The organism is Streptomyces sp. NPDC101393, assembly GCF_044767385.1.
GTDB lineage: Bacteria > Actinomycetota > Actinomycetes > Streptomycetales > Streptomycetaceae > Streptomyces.
The window spans coordinates 720993-743623 of sequence record NZ_JBIWNU010000002.1 but is presented as its reverse complement, the minus strand read 5'-3'; the positions used below and the strand labels follow the sequence as shown (position 1 = coordinate 743623).

Genomic DNA, 22631 nt, shown 5'->3' with positions numbered 1-22631 from the left:
CGCCCCCGCCCTCGTGACGGTGCGGGAAACGCCCCGCGTGCCACCCGCCCGACCGGGTGTGGCGCCACCGCCGGACGGGCGACTTCGGAGCCGGCACGGTGTCGCGGCGCGGCGCCCGGGGGCATCTGTTGCAAGGTCACCCGTCACTTCCGTCCCGGATGCCCCGCCCGTCTCCCGTCTTCCGACCCTCGGACGCAGATGACCCGTATCGCAGCTGTGCATGGAGTCCTCGCCCCGCACCGCCATGCCCAGCACGAGATCACGGACATGGTCGCGGACACCTGCCTGCCGGTCGGATCCGACCGCCGTGTCCTCGACCGGCTGCACCACAGCGCGAAGGTCGGCACCCGGCACACGGTGCTGCCCTTGGACCGGTATGCGGCACTGGACGGCTTCGGCGCGGTCAACGACGCGTTCATCGACGGGGCGGTGCGCCTGGGCGCGGACGCGGTCAGCGGGGCGCTGGAGGAAGCGGGGCTCTCCCCACGCGATGTCGACCTGCTGATGTTCACCACGGTGACCGGCATCGCCGCGCCGTCCGTGGACGCGCGGCTCGCCGGGCGGCTGGGAATGCGGCCGGATGTCAAGCGCCTGCCCGTCTTCGGCCTGGGCTGTGTGGCCGGCGCCGCGGGCCTCGCCCGGATCCACGACTACCTCCTGGGCCGGCCCGACGATGTGGCCGTCCTGCTGTCCGTGGAACTGTGCACGCTCACCTTCCAGCGGGACGACACCTCGACGGCCAACCTGATCGCGACCGCGCTGTTCGGCGACGGCGCGGCTGCCGTCGTCGCGTGCGGCGCCCGGCGGGCGCCGGCCCGGGAGGCGTCGGGACAGGGCGCGGGGGCCAGGGCGGTGACGGCGGGGCCGCAGGTCGTCGACACCCGCAGTCATCTCTATCCGGATACGGAGGAGGTGATGGGCTGGCACATCACCTCCGCCGGCTTCCGGGTCGTCCTGGACGCCAGCGTTCCGGACGTCGTACGCAAGAACCTCGCCGCTGACGTCGACGGATTCCTCGCCGACCACGGCCTGCACCGTGCGGACATCACCGCCTGGGTGTGCCACCCCGGCGGGCCCAAAGTGCTCGAAGCGGTGGCGGAGTCCCTCGATCTGCCCGAGGGCGCACTCGACGTCACCTGGCGCTCGCTCGCCTCGGTGGGCAACCTCTCCTCGGCGTCCGTGCTGCACGTCCTGCGCGACACCCTCGCCGAGCGCCGCCCGCCCGCGGGGACGCCGGGGCTGCTGCTCGCGATGGGGCCCGGGTTCTGCTCCGAACTGGTTCTGCTGCGCTGGTAGGGACGGGGATTCATGATCTGGTACACCGTGCTGGTGCTCGCGGTCGGCGCGGAGCGCCTCGCCGAATTGGCCGTCGCGCGGCGCAACGCCCGCTGGAGCCGGGCCCGGGGCGCCGTCGAGTCGGGGCGTCGGCACTATCCGGTCATGGTCGTGCTGCACACCGGGCTGCTGGCGGGCTGCCTCACCGAGGCCTGGGCGGCGGGGCGGCCGTTCGACCCGGCCCTGGGGTGGACCATGACCGCCGTCGCGGCGGCCGCCCAGGCGCTGCGCTGGTGGTGCATCCGCAGCCTGGGCCCCCTCTGGAACACCCGGGTTCTCGTCGTCCCCGGCGTTCCCCTGGTGACCGACGGCCCCTACCGGTGGATGAGTCACCCCAACTACGTGGCCGTGGTGGCGGAAGGCCTCGCCCTGCCCCTCATCCGCGGCTGCTGGCGGACGGCGCTGCTGTTCGGCGTGCTCAACGCCGCGCTGCTCGTGGTGCGGGTCCGCTGCGAGAACCGGGCACTGGCACCCCGCCCGGCCACCGGCTCCGCCCCGCTCGCCGGACCGGCGGGCGCGGGACGGTGATCGACCTGCTGGTGGCGGGCGGCGGACCGGCCGGGCTCGCCACCGCCGTGCACGCGGCGCTGGCCGGATGGGAAGCGGTGGTGGTCGAACCGCGCACGACCCCGGTGGACAAGGCGTGCGGCGAGGGCATCATGCCCGGCGGAGTGGCCGCCCTGACCGCTCTCGGCGTCGATCTGGCCGAGGGCCGTCCGCTGCGCGGCATCCGCTACCTCGACGGGCGCAGGAGCGCCGAGGCCTCCTTCACCGCCGGCCCCGGACTCGGGATGCGCCGCACGGCCCTGCACACCGCGCTGGCCCGGCGGGCCGCCGAAGTCGGTGTCAAGGTCCTGGACGGGCGGGTCGGCGAGGTCCGCCAGAGCGAGGACTCGGTGACCGCGGCGGGCCTGCGGGCACGCTGGCTGGTCGCGGCGGACGGCCTGCACTCGCCCGTACGGCACGCGCTGGGTCTGGACGCCGCGTCCCCACGTCCCCGCCCGCGGCGCTACGGACTGCGGCGGCACTACCGGGTGGCACCGTGGACCGACTTCGTCGAGGTCTACTGGCCGGGGAAGCGGGCGGGGACGGACGGCGCCACGGGAGCTTCCCCGGGATCTCGGCAGGGTGCGGCCGACGCGGCGGGTGAGGTGTATGTGACGCCGGTCGGCGAGGAGTTGGTGGGGGTGGCGGTGCTCAGCACGGCACGGCGCGGTTTCGCCGCACATCTGGCCGGTTTTCCGCAACTGGCCCCTCTGCTGGACGGCGGCCCGGCCGGCGCGGTGCGCGGAGCCGGCCCCCTCCAGCAGCGGGTCACCCGCCGCACCGCCGGGCGGGTACTGCTCGTCGGCGATGCGGCGGGCTATGTCGACGCGCTCACGGGCGAGGGGATCGCCCTCGCGCTGGCGTCGGCGGCAGCGGCCGTCCGCTGTCTGGCGGCCGGCCGGCCGGATGCGTACGAAGGGGAGTGGCGCCGGCTGTCGCGCAGGCACCGGCTGCTGACGGAGGGACTGGTAAGGATGAGCGGCAGCCCGGCCGCCGCCCGGCTGATCGTCCCTGCGGCGGCCGGCCTGCCGTCGGTGTTCGGCGCTGCGGTCCGCGCCCTCCAATGACCGGCGCTCCTCCGGTTCCGCTTCCGCAGGCTGTCGGCGTGACGGCGGAAGAGAAGGGGAGGGCGGGGCCGCGAGGGGCGGGAGCGGGCTACGCCGGTCCGAGGCTCAGGGGGCGGGCAGGTACTTGTAGCCGATACCGAAAACGGTGCTGATGGAATCCCGGAGCCCCGGGCCCAGCCGTCGCCGCAGGCGGGCGATGTGGACATCGACGGTACGGGTGCTGGACTGGCAGGTGGGCCAGACCGCGGCCATCAACTGCTCCCGGGTGAAGGCACGTTGCGGGTGCGTCACCAGATGGGCGAGCAAATCGAATTCCAGCCGGGGGAGGCAGATGTGGCGTCCCTCGATCGCCACGGTCCTGGCGTCGACATCGACCCGGATCGGGTCCGGCGCCAAGGGGGCGGGCACGGGTGCGGTGGCCGTCCCTGGGGGCGACGGCTCGTCGCGCGGTGCCAGAATGATGTGGACCTCGGCCGAGGGGAGCCGTTCGACGGATACCGGCTCAAGGTGGTGCAGAGTGAGTTGCCAATTGCCGTCGGGGAGCCGGTCGACCGCCAGGGGCGGTCCTTCGCCGGGCCCGCCGTCAGCGGGCCGGCCGAATTCGGCCGCCGGTCGCAGCATGAGGGTCGTCGAGGAGTTCATGAACATGATCTGGGCCCATTCCTCTTGCAAAGCAGGCGTGTACGGACAGACATGGCGGTGCTCGACGTACGGAGTGCGGAACCGCTGCGGGGGTGTTCGCAGTGTGATCCGGTGCAGAGCCGGGGCCGGTGGACCGGCACTGGGGAACGGCGTGCCCTGGCGGGCGCTTCGCTCCGTTCGTGCCGTCCGGACGCTTGCGTCCAGGCCCGTACTCAGCCATGACGTGGTGTGAGGCCACGGCTCCGGTCCGAACGAACGCTACATGTGATCGCGCAGTTCCGGAAAGTAGCATCCGCTAATCAGAGTTGCTGCTACGTCGGTTCTCCGCCGCCTTCCCGGGCGGTCGTACGCACCATGGATGGGGCGGCGGTGCCGTCACCGCCGAGGACCGCGGAATGACACCCCCGCCCCCATGGCCGGATTCCATCCTCGAACTGGCCGATACCGAGGAGTTGGTGCGCGCGGAGCGGGCCCAGGCCGCCTCGCGCACACCCTCCGGTCGGTTCCGTGCCCCCTCCGCCCGGGTGCCCGCGCGGGCCGTCAGGGTGCGGACAGCTGCCGTGCGAAGAAGGAACGCACCGCCCTGCGCACCAGGGGGATCGACCTGTCCGGGCCGCTCGCGCCGACCAACTTGATCCGTTCCTCGGCGGTCATCAGCCCGGCGGCCTGCAACTGCGGTGCGAACGCGGCGTAATCGGTGAACACGCCGTGTGCCGTGGCGCCGAACTGCCCGCGCCGGGTGCGGCCGTGCGGGTGGGCGAGGACGGCCGCCCAGGAACGCTCCAACTCCGCCCGGTGCGGGAAGCCGTCGGTCTGCAGCATGAGCATCGGCCGGTCCACCCCGTACCGGGCGACCGGGAACAGTTCCCCTTCGCCGCCGGGCCGCTCCGGCGGGTGGTCCAGATAGCCCTCCAGATTGACCGCCGCGCGAAGACGACGGTCTTCGTACAGGGCCTGGGCCGCCGTGGTGCCACCGGCCGAGTGCCCGTACACGCCGATCCGCCGCAGATCCAGCGCCCGCCCCAGACCCGCCGGCAGCGGTCTCCCGGACGCGTCCGGGTTCCGCCCCGCTGCCGTCAACTCCAGCTGGTCCAACACGTATCGGACATCCGCGACCCGGGTGTCGATCGCCGTGCGGAACTGCTGCGGATTCATCCTCGGGTCGCCCCGGAAGACCGTCTCGCGGACCTTGTCCCGGCCCGTCGCCGCCTCGGGAAAGTCGACCTCACTGGCGTCGCCGGGGTGGTCGATGGTCACCACCACACAGCCGTGTCCGGCCAGTTCCTCCGCGAGACCGGTGCCGAGGGTGCGCGGGTCACCGCCGCCCGGGGTGTACAGCAGCACCGGTCGCCGTACGGTCTGCGCGGCCGCGCCCCTCTGCGCATGGGTCAGGGTGGCGGCCCAGTTGACCCCCGTCCCCGGCAACTCCGGGTGCATGACGGCGTCGATGAGCGGGAAGCGCGCGGCGGCCTCCCGGGTCATCTGCGGTGCGGGCGGAGCATCACCGGCGGCACCGGCCGGGTAGAGGATCGTGACCATCAGCTCCCGGACGGGGATCTCCGGCTGCCACGGGTCGCGCCGGGAGCGGTCGACGAGGTGCAGCGTGGTGTTCCCGATCCGGTGCGGTCCGGTCGGCGCCGGCAGCCGGAGGGTGAGGTCCCCGCCGGCCGCCGGCTTCGCGTCCGGGCGCCGCGCGGGCCGCGCCTGCGCGATGCCGCCGCCCGCGAGCAGCAGGGCGGCGGTCAGCGCGGCCGACTTCGCGACACTCCGCCGGCCCACCCCGCGGCCCGGCCCCTCCTCGCGAGCAGCAACCGGCGCCTGCTCGCCCTCGGTTGGCTCCATCGGCCCCTCGCGCCCGGTTGTTCCACGCACCATGACTCCCCCTCATATCTCTCATGCCTCTGTGGTTCACGCCGCTGTGGTCGGATGTGCGCCGTACGGCGGCCCCTGGGTGCGGGGCGGGGCATGATCTGCATGCTGGCCTCCGACGGGGAGCGGGGGCGAGGGTTTCGGCGTTGCCCGAAACCATGGCGCGGAGCCACCAGGGAGAGTAGTGATCCGGATCCGTTTCACGTCCGCCGACTTCGCCGGGGTCCGCTTCGCGGCCCGGCCGGCCCCGTTGCAGGAACTGAACGTGGCCCTGATGCGGATGTGCCTGCCCCACGACGAACTGCTCTTCGGGCGCTGGCGGCGCCGGCTGCTGCACGCGCTGCCGCCCGCCGCCGGAGCGTTGCGGGACCTGGTCCCCGGGGCCCGCGCCCCGGCGTTCCTCGATGTCGTCAGCGACACCTTGCAGGACGGTCTGGACACCGTCCGGGCCGCCCGTCCGGAGCTGGTCCGCGCCGAGATCGAGCGGGTGCACGCCCCGCCCGCGTCCCCGCCCCCGCCGTGGATCCGTGCGCTGCACGGGGGCGACGCCGAGGCCTGGCACGTCCTGCGCCGCGCACAGCGCGCGGCCTTCGACACGGTGCTGCGCCCCGTGTGGCCCCTGGTGCAGGACCTGCACCAGGCGGAGTTCACCCGCCATGCGCTGACCGCGGCCGAGCACGGCACCGGCGCCGCCCTCACCGCGCTCTTCCCCGGCAGCCGGCTGCGTGAGGACACCTGGGAGATCGGGGCGCCCCGGGCCGCGACGGAAGAAGAGGCGGCGCCCCCTGCCGACACCATCGAACTGGGCGGCCGCGGCCTGCTGTTGATGCCCACCTTCCACTGGACCGGCCGCCCGCTCGTCGCCGACCTGCCCGGCGGCCCCCTGGCCCTGACCTACCCGGCCGGTGCGGGCCTGCCGCTCACACCGGAGGCGGGCGGCAGCGAGGATCCGCTGGCCGCGGTGCTCGGCGCCACCCGCGCCGAGATCCTGTTCCTGCTCGCGGAGGACCACACCACCAGCGGGCTCGCGCGGCGGCTCGGCGTCAGCAACGCCACCGCCTCCGCGCACACCGCGGCGCTGCGCGGCGCGGGCCTGATCGCCACGACCCGCGCCGGACGCGCGGTGCTGCACCGCCGCACCGCGATGGGGAGCCTGCTGCTGCGACGGCGCGGCGGGACGCGGAGCGTGGTCGGTTGACGCCGGGCGAGCCGTCCCGGGTCAGGCCCCGACGGTCCCGTCGATGCCTTCCCGCAGGAAGTCCGCATGGCCGTTGTGCCGGGCGTACTCGTGGATCATGTGCAGCATCACCAGACGCAGCGACACCTCCGCGTCCCACCTGGCCTGGTGGCCGGTGACGTCGAGCGACTCGGCCGCCTGCTCGATCCGGCGGGCGTGCTCCACCTCCGTCTGCCAGGCGCCGAACGCCTCCGAGCGGGTGGACCCGCTCGCGTCGTAGGCCGCCTGGTAGTCCCCCTCGTCCGACCAGACGAGCGGCAGCTCCTCACCGTTGATCACCCGGCGGAACCAGACGCGCTCCACCTCGGCCATGTGGCGCACCAGACCCAGCAGGGTCAGGGTGGACGGCGGCATGGACCGGCTGCGCAGCTCCTCGTCGGAGAGGCCGTCGGTCTTCATGGCCAGCGTCGCGCGGTGGAAGTCGAGAAAGGCCCGGAGCGTCTCCCGTTCGCCGGCGAGCAGCGGTGGGCCGATGCGTTCGGTGGGCACAGGTATCCCCTTCAACTGCGGGCCCCCCTCGTCCGGCCGCGGTGGCTGGGCCCCGCGGCGGACCGGCCCGGTGAGGGGCCAGCGTACTGACCCTGCGCACGGCCGCGCGGCCGGCCGTGTCCGGCCGGCCGCGCGGGTGGAATCGGAGGACAGCGCTCCGCCCTCAGGACGTCACGGCAGATACCGTTCGATGGCCGCGGCACCGTCCTGCTCGATCATGCGCCGGGCCCATTCCAGGCTCGACGGGGTGGGCTCACGCCCCGACGCCTTCACCAGATCCTCCGCGTCGAACGGCCGCTCGCCACCTGTGTACAGCTCCCTCGGCCGGTTGTCGGCCGCACTCTGACTGCCATTGCTCGTCACAGGTCCTCCTTCTGCCGGCGCCGCGTCGCCAGGGACGGCGCTTGGTTCCATCATGAGGCTGCCTCCGAACGCCCGCACGATGTGCGCCGCGCGGGTCGTGCCACCACCGCTTCGCCCGGGTCAGCCCACCGGGCGCGGGGCACCCGGATAGCGCGGCGGGAAGGCCTGCTCCGTCCAGATCGTCTTGCCGTACGGCGTGTAGCGCGTCCCCCAGCGCTGCACCAGCTGCGCGACGATGAACAGCCCCCGCCCGCCCTCGTCGTCGCCTGCGCTGTGCCGCAGGTGCGGTGAGGTGTGGCCGGTGTCGGAGACCTCGGTCAGCAGCGTCAGATCCCGCAGCAGACGCAGATGCAGCGGCCCGGACGCGTGCCGCACGGCGTTGGTGACCAGCTCGCTCACCGCGAGTTCCGTCGCGTACGACAGCTCCTCCAGGCCCCACTCCGCCAGCTGCCCGGTGGCCAGCTCCCGCGCCCGCGCCACCGCGGCGGGCTCCGCCGGCAGCTCCCAGGCCGCGACCTGCCCGGTGTCCAGCTCGCGGGTGCGCACCAGCAGCAGCGCCGTGTCGTCGGCCGCCGTCCCGTCGGGCAGCAGCTCGGCGAGCGCCCGGTCGCACAGTTCGTCCAGCGGGGCGTGGTGGCCGGCGGTGAGCACCCGGCCCAGTGACGCGAGTCCCACATCGATGTCCCGGTCCCGGGCCTCGACCAGCCCGTCGGTGAACAGCGCGATCAGGCTGCCCACGGGCAGTTCGATCTCCAGGGACTCGAAGGGCAGACCGCCCAGGCCCAGCGGTGGCCCGGCCGGCAGATCCGGGAAGGTCAGGCCGCCGTCCGGGTCGACGATGGCCGGCGGCAGATGCCCGGCGCGGGCCATCGTGCAGCGCCGGGAGACGGGGTCGTAAACGGCGTAGAGGCAGGTCACGCCGGTGGCGACGTCGTCGTGGCGGCCCGTGTCCGCGCCCAGCGCCGTCGCCAGGCCCTCCGGTGTCTGCCCCACCAGGTCGTCCAGCCGGCTCAGCAGTTCGTCGGGGGAGAGGTCCAGGGTGGCGAGCGCGCGCACGGTCGTGCGCAGCCGGCCCATGGTGGCCGCCGCCTGCAGCCCGTGGCCGACCACGTCCCCGACGACCAGACCCACCCGGGTCCCGGACAGCGAGATCACGTCGAACCAGTCGCCACCGACCCCGGCCCGGTCGTCGGACGGCAGGTAGCGGTACGCCAGATCGACGGCCGACTGGGCCGGAAGATGCTGCGGCAGCAGATTGCGCTGCAGGGCCAGGGCTGCGGTCCGCTCGCGAGTGAAGCGGCGGGCGTTGTCGAGACACACCGCGGTACGGGTCACCAGTTCGTCGGCGAGGCCGATCTCGCCCCTGTCGAAGACCGACGGATGCGCGCCCCGGACGAAGGTGACCAGCCCCAACGGCGTACCGCCGATGCGCAACGGCACGACCATCGTGCTCTCGACCAGCACCATGCCGCCGGACGAGAGAGCGCGGTACTGCGGCGACCCCGGCGGGTGGTCCACGCGGTAGGGGGCCCGTGGCGGCTCGTCGTCCGGCGCGTCCGCGGACCGGGACGCGACCCGGACGAGGGCGGGGAGGCTGCCGTCGCCGTGGTCCGGTTCGCCACCCTCCAGCACGGCCTGCACCAGGTCGACGGTGACCGCCGCGGCGAAGGCCGGGACACACACCTCGGCGATCTCCCGGGCGGTGGCGGTCATGTCGAGCGTGGTGCCGATCCGGCCGCCCGCCTCCACCAGCAGATTCAGCCGGCGCTGGGCCTGATAGCGGTCGGTGATGTCGAAGGCGTCCTCGCAGACGCCCAGCACCAGGCCGTCCGCGTCCTGCAGCCGGTAGTAGGAGCAGGACCAGACGTGGTCGGTGCCCGGGTCGGTGGGCGGCTGGCCGACGAAATGCAGGTCGAGGATGGATTCGCCGGTGTCGAGGACGTACCGCATCACCGCCTGGAGGGTGGTGGGATACCCCTCGCTCACGAACTCGCCGTGCGGGTAGAGCTCATCGGGCCGCTGGCCCAGAAACTCCCGGAGCGGCAGTCCCACTTCCCGCCCGTACGCGCCGTTGAACCAGGTCAGGCGCAGATCCGTGTCATAGGTGGCGAGGCCGACCGGGGACTGGGTGGCCAGCCCGTGCAGCAGCGCCTGGCGGGACTCCCACACCCGCAGCCCTTCCAGCTCCGCCGCCACGAGGACGCGCGCAGGCTCCGCCCCCGCTCCCCGGGCGCCGCCGACGGCCACCGGGCAGGTCGTGGTCGCCACCCGCAGCAGCCGGCCGTCCCGGTGCCGGGCGGTGCGGGCCTCGCTGCCGCTCAGCACCGGCGACGGAGGGCCGTCCGCTCTCTCACCCGCCGGCAGGAAGGTCTCGACCGGGCGTCCGATGATGTCGTCCGGCGTATAGCCGAGCAGTGCCTCGGCGGCGGGGCTCCACCCGATGACCAGGCCCTGGGCATCCAGAACCGCCGTGGCCGCCCTGGTGACATCGAGGGGACCACGGAAATCGGCGTCCTCTGCCGCGTTCCCTGCGTTCATGGCATCAACCCAGCCCCGATCAGTACCTACCAGCATCGAGCCTGATCATGACCGGCACAACCGCGCTGCCCGTCGCCGCCCGCCGCGCCCACTGGTGCGGCCCCGCCCCGTCGCTGGCAGAGTGGGAAGGGGCCCTGAGTACAGGAGGCACATGTCCATGTCGGCCCAAGGCCTCACCCGTCCCGTGCGTGGCGCCCCCTGCTGGGTCAGTCTGCTGGCCCGCGACCTGAAGACCGCCCAGGATTTCTACGGCGAGGTACTGGGCTGGACCTTCCGGCGGGCCGGCCTCGGCGACGAGTTCTCCGTCGCGCTGTCCGACGGGCGGCCGGTCGCCGGCATCGGCGCGCTCGCACAGAGCTTCCAGGTCGCCGTGGCCTGGACGGTGTATTTCGCCGTCGAGGACGCCGATGCCACCGCCGCCCGGATCCGGGAACGCAGCGCCACGGTCGCCGTCGGACCGCTCAAGGTCGGTCCCGGACGGGCCGCCCTCGCCGCCGACCAGCAAGGCGCCACCTTCGGCTTCTGGGAGGGGCGCACCATGGCCTGGTCGGTCGGACAGGGCAATGCGCCGGCCTCGTTGGAACTGCGTACCCGGGATGCCTTCGCCGCCACCATCTTCTACGCCGAGGTGTTCGACTGGGCGTCGGAGGAGCCGGGCGGCTGCGAGGTGGCGTACGAGCACGACGAGGTGATCGTGCGCGCCGACGGGCACACGGTCGCGGCCCTGCGCGGCGGAGGTGTCGAGGCCGCGCCGGACCCGCGGGTGCGCCCGCGCTGGCACGTCCACTTCCCCGTTCACGACATCGAGGCGGTGACGGCGGCGGCGCTCGCCGCGGGGGGGACCGTCACGCCCATCACCCCGAACCAGAGCGGCAAGGGCTCGCAGGCCGTCGTCCGGGACCCCGACGGCGGTCTCTTCACCATCACCACTCCCTGAGGCCGGTTTCGGCGACCGGATGAGCCTGACCTGCTGAGCGTGAGCCTGAGGGTCGCTGTCGGACCGTCGCGCCCCACTGCGCCCGGTGCGCCGCGGGATGGAGCCGAACGGATGTGGCAGGGGCCCGGCGGTGGGTCCGGGTGTCCTGTCCGGCGGCGGACCGCGACGGCCGCAACCCGCCTGGCGCGTGCCGGTGCCCCGGCCGTCGGCCCCGCGCCGCTCCCGCGGGGCCGACGGCCCGGTTCCCGGCCGGGGCCGGTCAGTTCATGGAGTCGCTGCCGTCGCCGCTTGCGCTGCCGCCGACGGCGGCGGGGTCCTCGGTGCCGGTTCCCGGGTCCTCGGTGCCCGTCCCGGGCTCACCGGCTCCGGCGTCGCCGCCCGCCGCGCTACCCGCGTCCCCGCCGCCGGCGGCCGCGCCGCCCGCACCGGCATCACCGGCGCCGCCCGCAGCTTCGTCGCCGCCCGCGCCGCCCGCACCGGCGGCGCCGCCACCGCCACCGCCGCCTGCGCCGATCTCGGCGCCGGTGGCCTCAAGGGCGTCGGTGACCGGCTGGAAGAAGGTCTCGCCGCCCTGGGTGCAGTCGCCGCTGCCGCCGGAGGTCAGGCCCACCGCCGAGTCCTCGGAGAACATCGAGCCACCGCTGTCGCCGGGCTCCGCGCACACATCCGTCTGTATGAGGCCGTTGACGATGTCGCCGTTGCCGTAGTTCACCGTGGCGTCGAGCCCGGTGACGGTGCCGTCGGTCAGCCCGGTGGTGCTGCCCGAGCGCTGTACCTTCATGCCCACCGCGGCCTCGGCGGCCTTGGTGATCTCCTGGGTGCTGCCGTTCCCGAGGTCGACCGCACTCTCCGGCTGCGCGCTCGCGTCGTCGTAGGTGACCAGCGCGAAGTCGGTCTCGGGGAACTTGGAGTCCGTCACGGTCCCCAACGGCTGGCTGCCGGCCTGATCGGCCGTCCAGGTCTTGGAGTCGTTGCCGCAGTGGCCCGCGGTGAGGAACGCCGGTGCGCCCTTGACCGTGACGTTGAACCCGAGGGAGCAGCGCGCGTTGCCGCCGAAGATGGCGCTGCCGCCCACCGGCGCCGCGGCCTGCCCGCCGCCCCCTCCGGCTCCGCCGTCACCGCCCGCGCCACCGGCCGCCTGCCCGCCGTCACCGGCTCCACCGGCTCCACCGGCGTCCCCGGCTCCGCCGTCACCCCCGGCGCCACCGGCCGCCTGCCCGCCGTCCGCGGCTCCGCCGACCTCGCCGGCGCCACCGGCCGCCTGTTCGCCGGCCCCGGCGTCGCCCGCTCCGGCCGCGCCGCCCGCGTTCGCCGCGTCCCCGCCGTCGTAGCGCTTGAACTCGCCCTGGGACCGCTTGACGCTCACCAGGCCGCCCATACCGCCGGTGGCCTTGCTGAGGGTGGCCATCTTGGCGCCGGTCACCGTCTTGTCGGCGATGACCACGATCTTGTTCGTCTTCGGGTCGATGGACCATGCGGTGCCCGGAACGGCGGCCGTGTCACTGAGGGTCCGTGCGCCCGCCTTGAGCGCGGTCATGCTGTTGCTCACGACCTTGGCCACGGCCCCCTTGGCCCGGACGTTCTTGGCGTCCTCCTCCGCCAGCACGTTCATCACCAGATGGCCGCTCTTGCCGTCCAGATACCAACCGGCCGTCCGATCGGGGAGGGCCGCCTTCAGCGCCGTCGCCGTCTGCGTGGCGGACTGCGCGCTGAACGTCCGGAGGGACACCGGCTGATCGGTGCTCGCGTTGGCGTCGGGAAGCAGGATCGCCGCTGCCGCGATGGCGGCCGCGGCGGCGCCCGCGATGGCGCCGGTCCGCTTGTTCACGTGTCGGTGGCTCAATTTGCTGACCTCCAGCTGGGACCCACAGGAAGCGCACGGACGGGGCGTTGGGGACGCCGGAACCCGTGCACGGTTGCCACCCAGTCCTACGTAGCCCGGTGGGCCGCGGTCTCATGGCCACTCAAGGTGTGATGAATTCCGACGCGACCGACCGGATCCCCTTACACTCCCGGCCGCGTCCCGCCGCCGCGGCCGGGCCCGTGGTTCCGGTGAATCCCGCCGCCCGCTGAGTGCCGCGGGCCTGCGCGCACGTATCTCTCTGCGTCCGGGACGACCGGCCAGGGCGGGCGGGTGACCACACCGACTGCCGCCGGTCTCCCGAGCCATGGCCCTTCCGGGCCCCGGCCCCCAACCGTGAGGAGACGTTCCGAGTGGCAGAAATCGGTGACGGTGGCGGTCCGCTGAAGTGCACGTTCTGCGGGAAGACCCACAAGCAGGTCAGGAAGCTCATCGCGGGCCCGGGTCCGGTCTGCATCTGCGACGGCTGTGTCGGACTCTGCAATGAACTCATGGTCCAGGAGCGGGCGGAGTCCGGCGGGGGCGGGCCGCGCGAGCTGCCCACCCCGCGCGAGATCCACGATTTTCTCGCGCAGTACGTCATCGGGCAGGAGAGTGCGAAGAAGGCACTCGCGGTGGCGGTCCACCAGCACTACAAGCGGATCAGGGCGGGTGCCGGCGGCGGCCCGCACGGCGGGCCGTGCTCCGGGCCGGGCGAGCACGTCGAGTTGGGCAAGTCCAACATCCTGCTGGTCGGTCCGACCGGGTGCGGGAAGACCCACCTCGTGCAGAGCCTCGCCCGGATGCTCGATGTCCCGTTCGCGATCGCCGACGCCACCGCGCTCACCGAGGCCGGCTATGTCGGGGAGGACGTGGAGAACATCCTGCTGAAGCTCATCCAGGCCGCGGACTTCGACATCAAGAAGGCCGAGACCGGCATTGTCTACATCGACGAGATCGACAAGATCGCCAGGACGGGCGAGGACCGGTCGGCCACCCGCGATGTCTCCGGCGAGGGCGTCCAGCAAGCACTGCTGAAGATCCTGGAGGGCACCGTCGCCTCCGTCCCGCCGCAGGGCGGGCGCAAGCATCCGCAGCAGGACTTCCTCCGGATCGACACCAGCGAGGTGCTGTTCATCTTCGGCGGCGCGTTCACCGGGCTGGAGCGGATCATCAAGGAGCGGACCGACAGCGGGAGCGTCGGGTTCGGCGCCGGGAAGGCCCGGGAGGGGGTGTCGTTGCGCGCCGAGGTGATGCCCCAGGACCTGTTGAAGTTCGGGCTGATCCCCGAATTCGTCGGCCGGATCCCGGTGGTCTCGGCCGTCCGCCCGCTGGACCGTACGGCACTGATGCGGATCCTCACCGAACCGCGCAACGCGCTCGTCAAGCAGTATCAGAAGCTCTTCGAACTCGACGGCGTGGAGCTGGAGTTCACCGACGGCGCGATCGCCGCCGTCGCCGAGCAGGCGCTGCTGCGCCGCACCGGCGCGCGGGCGGCCCGCGCGATCCTGGAAGAGGTCCTGCTGCATGTGATGTACGAGGTGCCGGGCCGGGACGACGTGGCGCGCGTCGTGGTCAGCCGCGACACGGTGCTCGATCACGTCAACCCGACCCTGGTGCCGCGCGCGCGGACCGCACCCGACCGGGAGCGCCACGACCGTTCCGCCTGAGACGTGCCGGGGCCCCGGGGGCACCGTGACGGACGGGGCGTAAAGGGAAGCTGTGACCGCGCTTAAGAAAACCTCGATGGACCGAACGGCCCGGGTAGGGAAGATTTCCTGTCGGAGATCGGACGGTCCCGGGGGATTCCTCCCGTGCCGTCACCGCACTGATGTACGGGAGCCGTAGCGTTGAAGGCACTGGTCAAGCAGAAGGCGGAGCCGGGACTGTGGCTCACGGACGTGCCGGAGCCGGCCGTCGGCACGGGCGACGTACTGATCAAGGTGCTGCGCACCGGTATCTGCGGCACGGACCTGCACATCCGCTCGTGGGACGGCTGGGCACAGCAGACCATCGCCACCCCGCTCACCCTCGGGCACGAGTTCGTCGGCGAGGTCGTGGAGACCGGCCGCGAGGTGGCCGACATCAAGGCCGGTGACCTGGTCAGCGGCGAGGGCCACCTCGTCTGCGGGAAGTGCCGCAACTGCCTGGCGGGCCGCCGCCACCTCTGCCGCGCCACCGTGGGCCTCGGCGTGGGCAGGGACGGCGCCTTCGCCGAGTACGTGGCGCTGCCTGCCGAGAACGTGTGGGTGCACCGGGTCCCCGTGGACCTCGACATCGCCGCCGTCTTCGACCCCTTCGGCAACGCCGTGCACACCGCGCTGTCGTTCCCGCTGGTCGGCGAGGACGTCCTGATCACCGGCGCCGGACCGATCGGGATCATGGCCGCGGCCGTCGCCCGGCACGCCGGCGCCCGCAATGTCGTGATCACGGACGTCAGCGAGCCCCGTCTGGAACTGGCCCGCAAGGTCGGCGTCAGCCTGGCCCTCAACGTCGCCGAAACCCCGATCGCCGAGGGCCAGCGCGAACTCGGCCTGCGCGAGGGCTTCGACATCGGGCTGGAGATGTCCGGCCGCCCCGAGGCGATGCGGGACATGATCGGCAACATGACGCACGGCGGCCGGATCGCCGTACTCGGCCTTCCCGCCGAGGAGTTCGCCGTCGACTGGGCCCGGATCGTCACGTCGATGATCACCATCAAGGGGATCTACGGCCGGGAGATGTTCGAGACCTGGTACGCGATGTCCGTGCTCCTCGAAGGCGGTCTCGATCTCGCCCCCGTGATCACCGGCCGCTATCCGTACCAGGAATTCGAGACCGCCTTCGACGAGGCGGCGGCCGGCCTCGGCGGCAAGGTCATCCTCGACTGGACCGCCTGACCGCCCGCTCCCCCGTCCGCCCCCGCCACCCCCAACTCCTGGAGAAATTCCCCATGTTCGACTCCGTACGCGACGAGCTGCGCGGCACCCTCGACGAGATCCGGGCCGCCGGTCTGCACAAGCCCGAGCGCGTCATCGGCACCCCGCAGTCCGCCACCGTCGCCGTCACCGAGGGCGGCCGGCCCGGCGAGGTCCTCAACTTCTGCGCCAACAACTACCTCGGCCTCGCCGACCACCCCGAGGTCGTCGCCGCCGCCCACGAGGCGCTGGACCGCTGGGGCTACGGACTCGCCTCGGTCCGCTTCATCTGCGGCACCCAGGAGGTCCACAAGGAACTGGAGCGACGGATCTCCGGCTTCCTCGGCCAGGAGGACACGATCCTCTACTCCTCCTGCTTCGACGCCAACGGCGGCGTCTTCGAGACGCTGCTCGGCCCGGACGACGCGGTCATCTCCGACGCCCTCAACCACGCCTCCATCATCGACGGCATCCGGCTCTCCAAGGCCCGCCGCTTCCGCTACGCCAACCGCGACATGGCGGACCTGGAACAGCAGCTGAAGGAGGCCGGCAGCGCCGGCCGCACGCTGATCGTCACCGACGGCGTCTTCTCCATGGACGGCTACCTCGCCCCGCTGCGCGAGATCTGCGACCTCGCCGACCGCTACGGCGCCATGGTCATGGTCGACGACTCGCACGCCGTCGGCTTCGTCGGCGCCGGCGGCCGCGGCACCCCCGAACTCCACGACGTGATGGACCGCGTCGACATCATCACCGGCACCCTCGGCAAGGCGCTGGGCGGCGCCTCCGGCGGCTATGTGGCGGCCCGCGCCGAGATCGTCGCCCTGCTGCGCCAGCGCTCCCGCCCCTACCTCTTCTCCAACTCCCTCGCGCCGGTGATCGCGGCCGCCTCGCTCAAGGTCCTCGACCTCCTGGAGTCGGCCGGTGACCTGCGCGATCGCCTCAACGCCAACACCGCGCTGTTCCGCTCCCGGATGACCGAGGAGGGCTTCGACGTGCTGCCCGGCGAGCACGCCATCGCGCCGGTCATGATCGGTGACGCGGCCGAAGCGGCCCGGATGGCGGAGCTGCTGCTGGAGCGCGGCGTGTACGTCATCGGCTTCTCCTACCCGGTCGTCCCGCAGGGCCGGGCCAGGATCCGCGTACAGCTCTCCGCGGCGCACTCCACCGAGGACGTCAACCGAGCGGTGGACGCGTTCGTGGCGGCCAGGGCCGCCATGGACGCCGACGCACCCGCCGCCCTGGAGAACTGACGGCGTCCACCCTGCGAGACTGGGCACATGATCGAAGCACGGCGGCTGCACATCCTCCGCGCGGTGGCCGACCACCGCACGGTCACCGCGGCAGCCGCCGCGCTCTATCTCACGCCCTCGGCGGTCTCCCAGCAGCTCGCCGCCCTGGAGCAGGAGACCGGTCACCGCCTGGTGGAGCGCAGCGCCCGCGGCGTCCGGCTGACCGCGGCCGGCGAGATCCTGCTCACCCACGCCAACGCCGTCCTGGCGCAGCTGGAGCGCGCCGAGTCGGAGCTGGCCGCATACGGCTCCGGCGAGGCGGGCGTGGTGACGGTCGCGGCCTTCGCCACCGGCATCGGCCTCGTCGTCGCCCCCGCGATCACCGAACTGGCGGCCTCCTCGCCCGGCATCCGGGTCCGCGTCCAGGACGCCGAGGGTGACGCCAGCCTGCTGATGGTCCTCGACCGGCAGGTCGATGTGGCAGTGGCCGTCGAATACCGGGGCGCCCCGCGCGAGGACGACCCCCGGCTGACCCGGGTCCCGCTCTACGCCGAACCGTTCGACGCCGTGCTGCCGGTCGGCCACCGGCTCGCGACGGCACCCCGGGTGGCCGTGGCCGACCTGGCGAAGGACCCGTGGATCGGCCCGTACCCCGGCAATCCCTGTCATGACGTGGTGGTGCTGGCCTGCGAGTACGCCGGCTTCGAACCCCGCCTGGAGCACTCGTCCGACGACTTCCGCGCCGTCGTCTCCCTCGCCTCGGCCGCCGCGGGCGTCGCCCTCGTCCCCCGCACGGCGCTGAGCGGGATGGACCTCACGGGTGTTGTGGTCCGCCCGGTCGACGGCTCGGCCCCCACCCGCAGGGTCTTCGCCGCGGTGCGCCGCGGCGCGGCCGAACACCCTCTGCTGCGCCCGGTCCTGGAGGCCCTGCGCGCCGCTGCGGCACCACAGGGGTGACGGCCCGGCCCCGGCCGGCGCGGGCGGTCCCGGCCGTCCCCTGACCGGCCGCGTCCCACGTGCCGCGCCGGTCCGGCCGTGCCAGGCTCGGCACCGGCGGCGGCCCGGTCGGGCGCCGACGCGGTCGCGGTACCGGGGAGGCGGTGCGGATGTCTGTCGGCCCGGCAGGACCGGTCGGCGGAGCGCCGGCGACGGCGCCCCAGGACCCGTACGCGCTGCTGCGCACCCGCGGCTATCTCCAACTGCTCGCGGTGGCCGCGGTCATCGGCGCGCCGGTGTGCGCCGCGGCATTCGGCTTCCTGGCGCTGGTCGGCGAACTCGAACCGCTCCTCTACAAGGACCTGCCACGGGCCCTGGGATTCGCCGGTACGCCGTTGTGGTGGCCGCTGCCGCTGCTCGCGGTCGGCGGTCTGCTGGCCGGGCTGGCGGTCCGCCACCTCCCGGGCAACGGCGGGCACGAGCCCGCCGACGGACTCGCGGTCGGCGGGGCTCCCGTGGTGTCCGCGCTCCCCGGCGTCGTGCTCGCCGCGCTGGCCTCGCTGAGCTTCGGCGCGGTCCTCGGCCCCGAGGCGCCGCTGATCGCGCTCGGCGGCGGGATGGCGGTCGGCGCGGTGCGTCTGCTGCACAAGAGCATGCCCGAGCAGGCCGCCGCCGCGGTCGGCGCGGCGGGCAGCTTCGCGGCGGTCAGTGCCCTGCTCGGCTCGCCGCTGATGGGCGCGTTCCTGCTGATGGAGGCATCCGGGCTGGGCGGTGCGATGCTCGGGATGGTGCTGGTGCCCGGCCTGCTGGCCGCGGGGATCGGCGCGCTCATCTTCATCGGCCTGGGCTCCTGGACCGGCCTGGGCACCTATTCGCTCACCCTGCACCACATCCCGGACGCCGCCCTGCCGACCGTCGCCGAATTCGGCTGGGCGCTGGTCGTCGGGCTGCTCGCCGCCTTCGCCGCCACGGGCATCAAACGGCTGGCCCACGTCCTCAAGGACCGGGTCGTCCGCCACCGGGTTCCGGCCACGGTGCTGCTCGGCCTCGTCGTGGGCGCGCTGGCCGTCGCCTTCGCCGCGGCCACCGGCAAGCCCTCATCCGAGATGCTGTATTCGGGGCAGTCGGCGCTGGGTTCACTGTTCAGCGAAAGCGCCGGCTATTCGGTGGGCGCGCTGCTCCTGCTGATCCTCTGCAAGGGCCTGGCGTACTGCGCCTCGCTGAGCTGCTTCCGGGGCGGGCCGATCTTCCCGGCGCTGTTCCTCGGCGCGGCCGGCGGCATCGTGCTGTCCCACCTCCCCGGCCTGCCGCTCACCTCCGCCTTCGCGATGGGTGTCGGTGCGATGTGTGTGGCGATGCTCCGGCTGCCGATGACGTCGGTCCTGTTGGCCACGCTGCTGTTGGGCCGCCCCGGTCTCACCGTGATGCCGCTGGTGATCGTCGCCGTGGTCGTCGCCTACGTCACGACCCTCCGGCTCGCCCCGCCGCCCGTCACCGGGGGCGACGCGTCCGGCCCGGCCTCCCCGCACGGGCCGCCGAAGTCGCCCTGACGGGCGTTCCGGTAGGAGGGGCGCGCGGTGGTTCGGGCGGGACCGTGCTGCCGCCCTCGCCCGTGAGGGGGCGCTGTCCTGCGCGTGGCTGCCGCCGACCGCGCCGTGCGTGTCGACCGCCGGGGTCCGGGTCACCCGGGGCACGGCCGCCAGGCAGGAGGAGGCCCTCCTCCCGCGTCAGCTCCCCGGCGTCTCGCCCGTCCCGGTCCAGGTGGCCAACTGGCCGGCGGTCCAGGTGTTGATGATCCGGTCCGCCGGTACGCCGCACTCCTCGGCGCGGGCGCATCCGTAGATCTGCCAGTCCAGCTGGCCCGGCGCATGCGCGTCGCTGTCGACGGCGAACAGCGTCCCGGCCTCCAGCGCCTGCCGCAGCAGGCGGCGTGGCGGGTCGAACCTGTCGGGGCGGCAGTTGATCTCCACCGCCGTACGGTGCTCCGCACACGCGGCGAAGACCTCCCCGGCGTCGAACTGCGACTCCGGCCGCAGCTTGCCGGTGATCTGCCGCCCGGTGCAGTGGCCGAACACGTCGACGAGCGGATTGCTGACCGCCGCCAGAAGCCGGCGCGTCATCGGCCCGCTCTCCATCCGCAGTTTGGAGTGCACGGACGCCACCACCACGTCGAGTTGCTCCAGCAGCTCCGGCTCCTGGTCCAGCGTGCCGTCGTCGAGGATGTCGCACTCGATGCCGGTCAGCAGCCGGAACGGGGCGAGACGCTCGTTGACCTCCGCCACCAGCTTCACCTGCTTCCGCAGCCGTTCGGGTGTCAGCCCGTGGGCGACGGTGAGCCGGGGGGAGTGGTCGGTCAGCACACACCACTCGTGACCGAGGTCGCGGGCCGCCCGCGCCATCGCCTCGACGGGGCTGCCGCCGTCCGACCAGTCGGAGTGCAGATGGCAGTCGCCGCGCAGCGCCCGCAGCAGCCGCTGCCCCCGCTCGCCGTCCACCAGCGGCCCGCCGGCCTCGTCCTCCATCCGCGACAGATAGGCCGGCACCTGCCCCGCGAGCACCTGTTCGACGACCCGTGCGGTCTTGGGGCCCACGCCCTTGACCCGGGCCAGCGAACCCTGCGCCGCGCGTCGTCGCAGCTCGTCGCCGGACAGCTCGCCGAGCACCGCCGACGCCGTACGGAACGCCTGCACGCGGTAGGTGACCGCCCCCTGCCGCTCCAGCAGGAAGGCGATCCGCTCCAGTGCCTCGACCGGTTCCACCTGCCGCTCCTTCCCGGCGTGCGGGGCCGCCTCCTCCCACCGTGCACCGGTCCGTGACCGGCTGCCACCGGCGGACAGCCGCGAGGACGGGTCGCCACGTCCCTCCGGGCGGACGAAGCGACGTTGCGGACACGACCTAGCAGATCCCGTCCCCCGCCCTGGGGTTGGCCAGCCCGAAGACCGGGCGCAGTTTGAGGCCCGCCCAGGTGCCGAGCAGCGCCGTCGCGCCCCAGATCCAGCCGTGCAGGCTGCCCGAGGCGATCCCGGCGAGGTAGGCGCCGATGTTGCAGCCGCCGGCCAGCCGCGCACCGATGCCCATCAGGATGCCGCCCGCGACGGCCGCGACCGCGGTGCGCCAGGGAATGCCGCGGTGCAGCGCCCAGGTGCCGCCGAGCGCCGCGGCGACCGCGGCGCCGATCATGATGCCGATGTCGGTGAGGCTGGTCTTGTCGGCCAGCACGGGGCCGGCCAGCGCCGCCGCGTTGTCCGGCTGCTGCCAGAAGGACCAGGTCTCCGGGTGCCCGCCCAGCACCCGCACCAGCTCCGTACCCCACAGGCTGAAGGCGCTGGTCACCCCCCAGGCGCCGCCGGAGACGAGCAGCACGCCCGCGCCGAGCAGGCCCAGCACCAGGGCACCGGCCGCCGGCGGCCAGCTGCCGCGCAGCACCCGGGCCGCCGCGTGCCGCGCCGACGGCACCGGGCCGGTCGGCGGGGGATTGCGGCGCGCCTGGACGGCCCGGCTGACGACGACGATGACGGCCAGCGCCAGGATCGTGACGGCCCAGGAGCCGAACCAGCCGATGTGGTCGGCGAGGACGACGGGGCCGAAGGCCGGCAGGTCCTTCCACAGGTCGAACTGCCAGGCCGCCAGCGTCGAGCCGGCCACGAAGCCGCCCAGCGTGAGCACGATCGAGGTCTGCCCCGAGCCCACCGCGAAAAGGGTGCCCGACGCACAGGCGCCACCGAGCTGCATGCCGACGGCGAAGACGAACGAGCCGATCAGCAGCCCGATTCCCAGCGGGCCGGCCGAGGGCGCGGGCACCGCGCCGAAGAGTCCGGTGCCGGTGCCGATGACCAGCGCGAACAGTGTCGCGGTGGTGCCGAGCAACAGGGCGTGCGCGCGCAGCCCGGTGCCGTTGCCGACGGCGACCAGCTGCCGCCAGGCGGAGGTGAATCCGAAGCGCGAGTGGAAGAGGGCCATGCCCAGACCGAGCCCGAGGAGCAGCAGGACGCCCGGCTTGGTGCCGTACGAGCCCCACACGAAGCCGGTCAGCGCCACGGCGAGCAGCAGGCCGACGGCGAGCGGCAGCCGGCGGACCGGCGGCGCGGTGGGCGCCTGGGGGCGGGGGACGGAGGTGGGGGAGGGGGCGAGCAGGGCGGCGCGCGCACGGGTCGTGCGCACCGTGGGATCCGGGGGTGCGGTGGTCACAGCGGGCTCCGGGGAGTGGGGGCGGGACAGGGTGAGCGGGACGGGGTGAGCCGTGCGGGGGCAACGGCGAGGCGGGGCAAGGGGATCCGTGCCGGTCGTGCTCCATGGGGGAGGGGCATGACGTCGGGGCGAAGGCCGTGGTCAGCCGGTACAGAGTCCGTCGTCGACACACCACGCCGAGGTCGCGAAGAGCGCGAGACCGAGCAGACGGGCGGGTGCGGACATGGCGGCAGAGTAGTACGTGGGATGTACACACGGTGTGGGGGTTTCGCGATGTGGACGGGAGCGGGGAGATCGCGAGGAAATTGCCGCCGGGCGGTGCAGGTCCGCTCATCACCTGCCCTACCGGCGGTGTCGGCAGGAAATCGCCCATTTCTCCCGCGTCGGGCGTCGCGGCGTTATGTGGTTATGTCCGTTCTCCTGGCCGCGGATCCGTTTCCGCCGGAATTTCGTGCGGAGAGTGCTGCGCATTCTGGGCAATAACGTCCCTGCGGTGTCCGGGAATCACGTTTCTG

General features: G+C 73.4%; 18 protein-coding genes. 10 read left to right on the top strand and 8 right to left on the bottom strand.

What is annotated here, in order from left to right:
• The first annotated feature begins 198 nt into the window (after positions 1-198).
• Genes ACIRQ7_RS08945 through ACIRQ7_RS08935 form a run of 3 tightly spaced genes read left to right on the top strand, consistent with a single transcriptional unit; the run spans position 199 to position 2948 of the window.
• Entirely contained in the window at positions 199-1296 is a 1098-nt protein-coding gene (locus tag ACIRQ7_RS08945) for a type III polyketide synthase (RefSeq protein WP_404261066.1), read from the top strand.
• Positions 1297-1308: 12 nt separating this feature from the next.
• Complete coding sequence (locus ACIRQ7_RS08940; RefSeq protein ID WP_404261064.1) at positions 1309-1863, top strand: isoprenylcysteine carboxyl methyltransferase family protein; 555 nt, start codon at positions 1309-1311, stop codon at positions 1861-1863.
• Positions 1860-2948, top strand: coding sequence for an NAD(P)/FAD-dependent oxidoreductase (locus ACIRQ7_RS08935; protein ID WP_404261062.1), 1089 nt, complete (start codon positions 1860-1862; stop codon positions 2946-2948). The genes ACIRQ7_RS08940 and ACIRQ7_RS08935 overlap by 4 nt, the downstream gene beginning before the upstream one ends.
• 105 nt (positions 2949-3053) lie before the next feature.
• Here the strand turns inward: ACIRQ7_RS08935 and ACIRQ7_RS08930 are convergent, their stop codons facing one another.
• The gene (locus tag ACIRQ7_RS08930) at positions 3054-3620 is read right to left on the bottom strand and encodes a winged helix-turn-helix domain-containing protein (RefSeq protein WP_401468150.1); all 567 of its coding nucleotides are present in this window, start codon (positions 3618-3620) and stop codon (positions 3054-3056) included.
• A 510-nt stretch (positions 3621-4130) separates the two neighbouring features.
• On the bottom strand, positions 4131-5465 hold the full coding sequence (locus ACIRQ7_RS08925; protein WP_404261059.1) for an alpha/beta hydrolase: 1335 nt from the start codon (positions 5463-5465) through the stop codon (positions 4131-4133).
• Positions 5466-5643: 178 nt separating this feature from the next.
• Here ACIRQ7_RS08925 and ACIRQ7_RS08920 point away from each other — a divergent pair, with 178 nt between their 5' ends.
• Positions 5644-6657, top strand: coding sequence for an ArsR/SmtB family transcription factor (locus ACIRQ7_RS08920; RefSeq protein WP_404261057.1), 1014 nt, complete (start codon positions 5644-5646; stop codon positions 6655-6657).
• Positions 6658-6678: 21 nt separating this feature from the next.
• On the opposite strand, the gene ACIRQ7_RS08915 is transcribed toward ACIRQ7_RS08920, so the two are convergent.
• The 3 genes from ACIRQ7_RS08915 to ACIRQ7_RS08905 form a co-directional block, all read right to left on the bottom strand.
• Positions 6679-7185 carry a DinB family protein gene (locus ACIRQ7_RS08915; RefSeq protein WP_404261055.1) on the bottom strand — a complete coding sequence of 169 codons (507 nt, stop codon included), beginning with the start codon at positions 7183-7185 and terminating at the stop codon, positions 6679-6681.
• Between the two features lie 171 nt (positions 7186-7356).
• Positions 7357-7548, bottom strand: a complete 192-nt coding sequence (locus ACIRQ7_RS08910) for a hypothetical protein (RefSeq protein WP_401468168.1) — start codon at positions 7546-7548, stop codon at positions 7357-7359.
• 120 nt (positions 7549-7668) lie between these two features.
• Positions 7669-10086: a SpoIIE family protein phosphatase gene (locus ACIRQ7_RS08905; protein ID WP_404261053.1), complete on the bottom strand. Its 2418-nt coding sequence runs from the start codon at positions 10084-10086 to the stop codon at positions 7669-7671.
• Between the two features lie 157 nt (positions 10087-10243).
• Between ACIRQ7_RS08905 and ACIRQ7_RS08900 the strand changes: the two genes are divergently transcribed.
• The gene (locus tag ACIRQ7_RS08900) at positions 10244-11023 is read left to right on the top strand and encodes a VOC family protein (protein WP_404261051.1); all 780 of its coding nucleotides are present in this window, start codon (positions 10244-10246) and stop codon (positions 11021-11023) included.
• 259 nt (positions 11024-11282) lie between these two features.
• Here the strand turns inward: ACIRQ7_RS08900 and ACIRQ7_RS08895 are convergent, their stop codons facing one another.
• Positions 11283-12851 carry a S1 family peptidase gene (locus tag ACIRQ7_RS08895; protein WP_404261049.1) on the bottom strand — a complete coding sequence of 523 codons (1569 nt, stop codon included), beginning with the start codon at positions 12849-12851 and terminating at the stop codon, positions 11283-11285.
• A 386-nt stretch (positions 12852-13237) separates the two neighbouring features.
• Between ACIRQ7_RS08895 and clpX the strand changes: the two genes are divergently transcribed.
• The 5 genes from clpX (at position 13238) to ACIRQ7_RS08870 (ending at position 19478) form a co-directional block, all read left to right on the top strand.
• Positions 13238-14533 carry an ATP-dependent Clp protease ATP-binding subunit ClpX gene (clpX, locus tag ACIRQ7_RS08890; protein ID WP_404261047.1) on the top strand — a complete coding sequence of 432 codons (1296 nt, stop codon included), beginning with the start codon at positions 13238-13240 and terminating at the stop codon, positions 14531-14533.
• A 180-nt stretch (positions 14534-14713) separates the two neighbouring features.
• Positions 14714-15742 carry an L-threonine 3-dehydrogenase gene (gene tdh, locus ACIRQ7_RS08885; RefSeq protein WP_404261045.1) on the top strand — a complete coding sequence of 343 codons (1029 nt, stop codon included), beginning with the start codon at positions 14714-14716 and terminating at the stop codon, positions 15740-15742.
• Between the two features lie 53 nt (positions 15743-15795).
• On the top strand, positions 15796-17013 hold the full coding sequence (locus ACIRQ7_RS08880) for a glycine C-acetyltransferase (protein WP_404261043.1): 1218 nt from the start codon (positions 15796-15798) through the stop codon (positions 17011-17013).
• Between the two features lie 27 nt (positions 17014-17040).
• Positions 17041-17949, top strand: coding sequence for a LysR family transcriptional regulator (locus ACIRQ7_RS08875; protein WP_404261041.1), 909 nt, complete (start codon positions 17041-17043; stop codon positions 17947-17949).
• Positions 17950-18098: 149 nt separating this feature from the next.
• Positions 18099-19478, top strand: a complete 1380-nt coding sequence (locus tag ACIRQ7_RS08870; protein WP_404261040.1) for a chloride channel protein — start codon at positions 18099-18101, stop codon at positions 19476-19478.
• 177 nt (positions 19479-19655) lie between these two features.
• On the opposite strand, the gene ACIRQ7_RS08865 is transcribed toward ACIRQ7_RS08870, so the two are convergent.
• Entirely contained in the window at positions 19656-20687 is a 1032-nt protein-coding gene (locus ACIRQ7_RS08865; RefSeq protein WP_404261038.1) for a PHP domain-containing protein, read from the bottom strand.
• A 136-nt stretch (positions 20688-20823) separates the two neighbouring features.
• Positions 20824-22116 carry a YeeE/YedE family protein gene (locus tag ACIRQ7_RS08860; RefSeq protein ID WP_404261037.1) on the bottom strand — a complete coding sequence of 431 codons (1293 nt, stop codon included), beginning with the start codon at positions 22114-22116 and terminating at the stop codon, positions 20824-20826.
• Positions 22117-22631 lie beyond the last annotated feature (515 nt).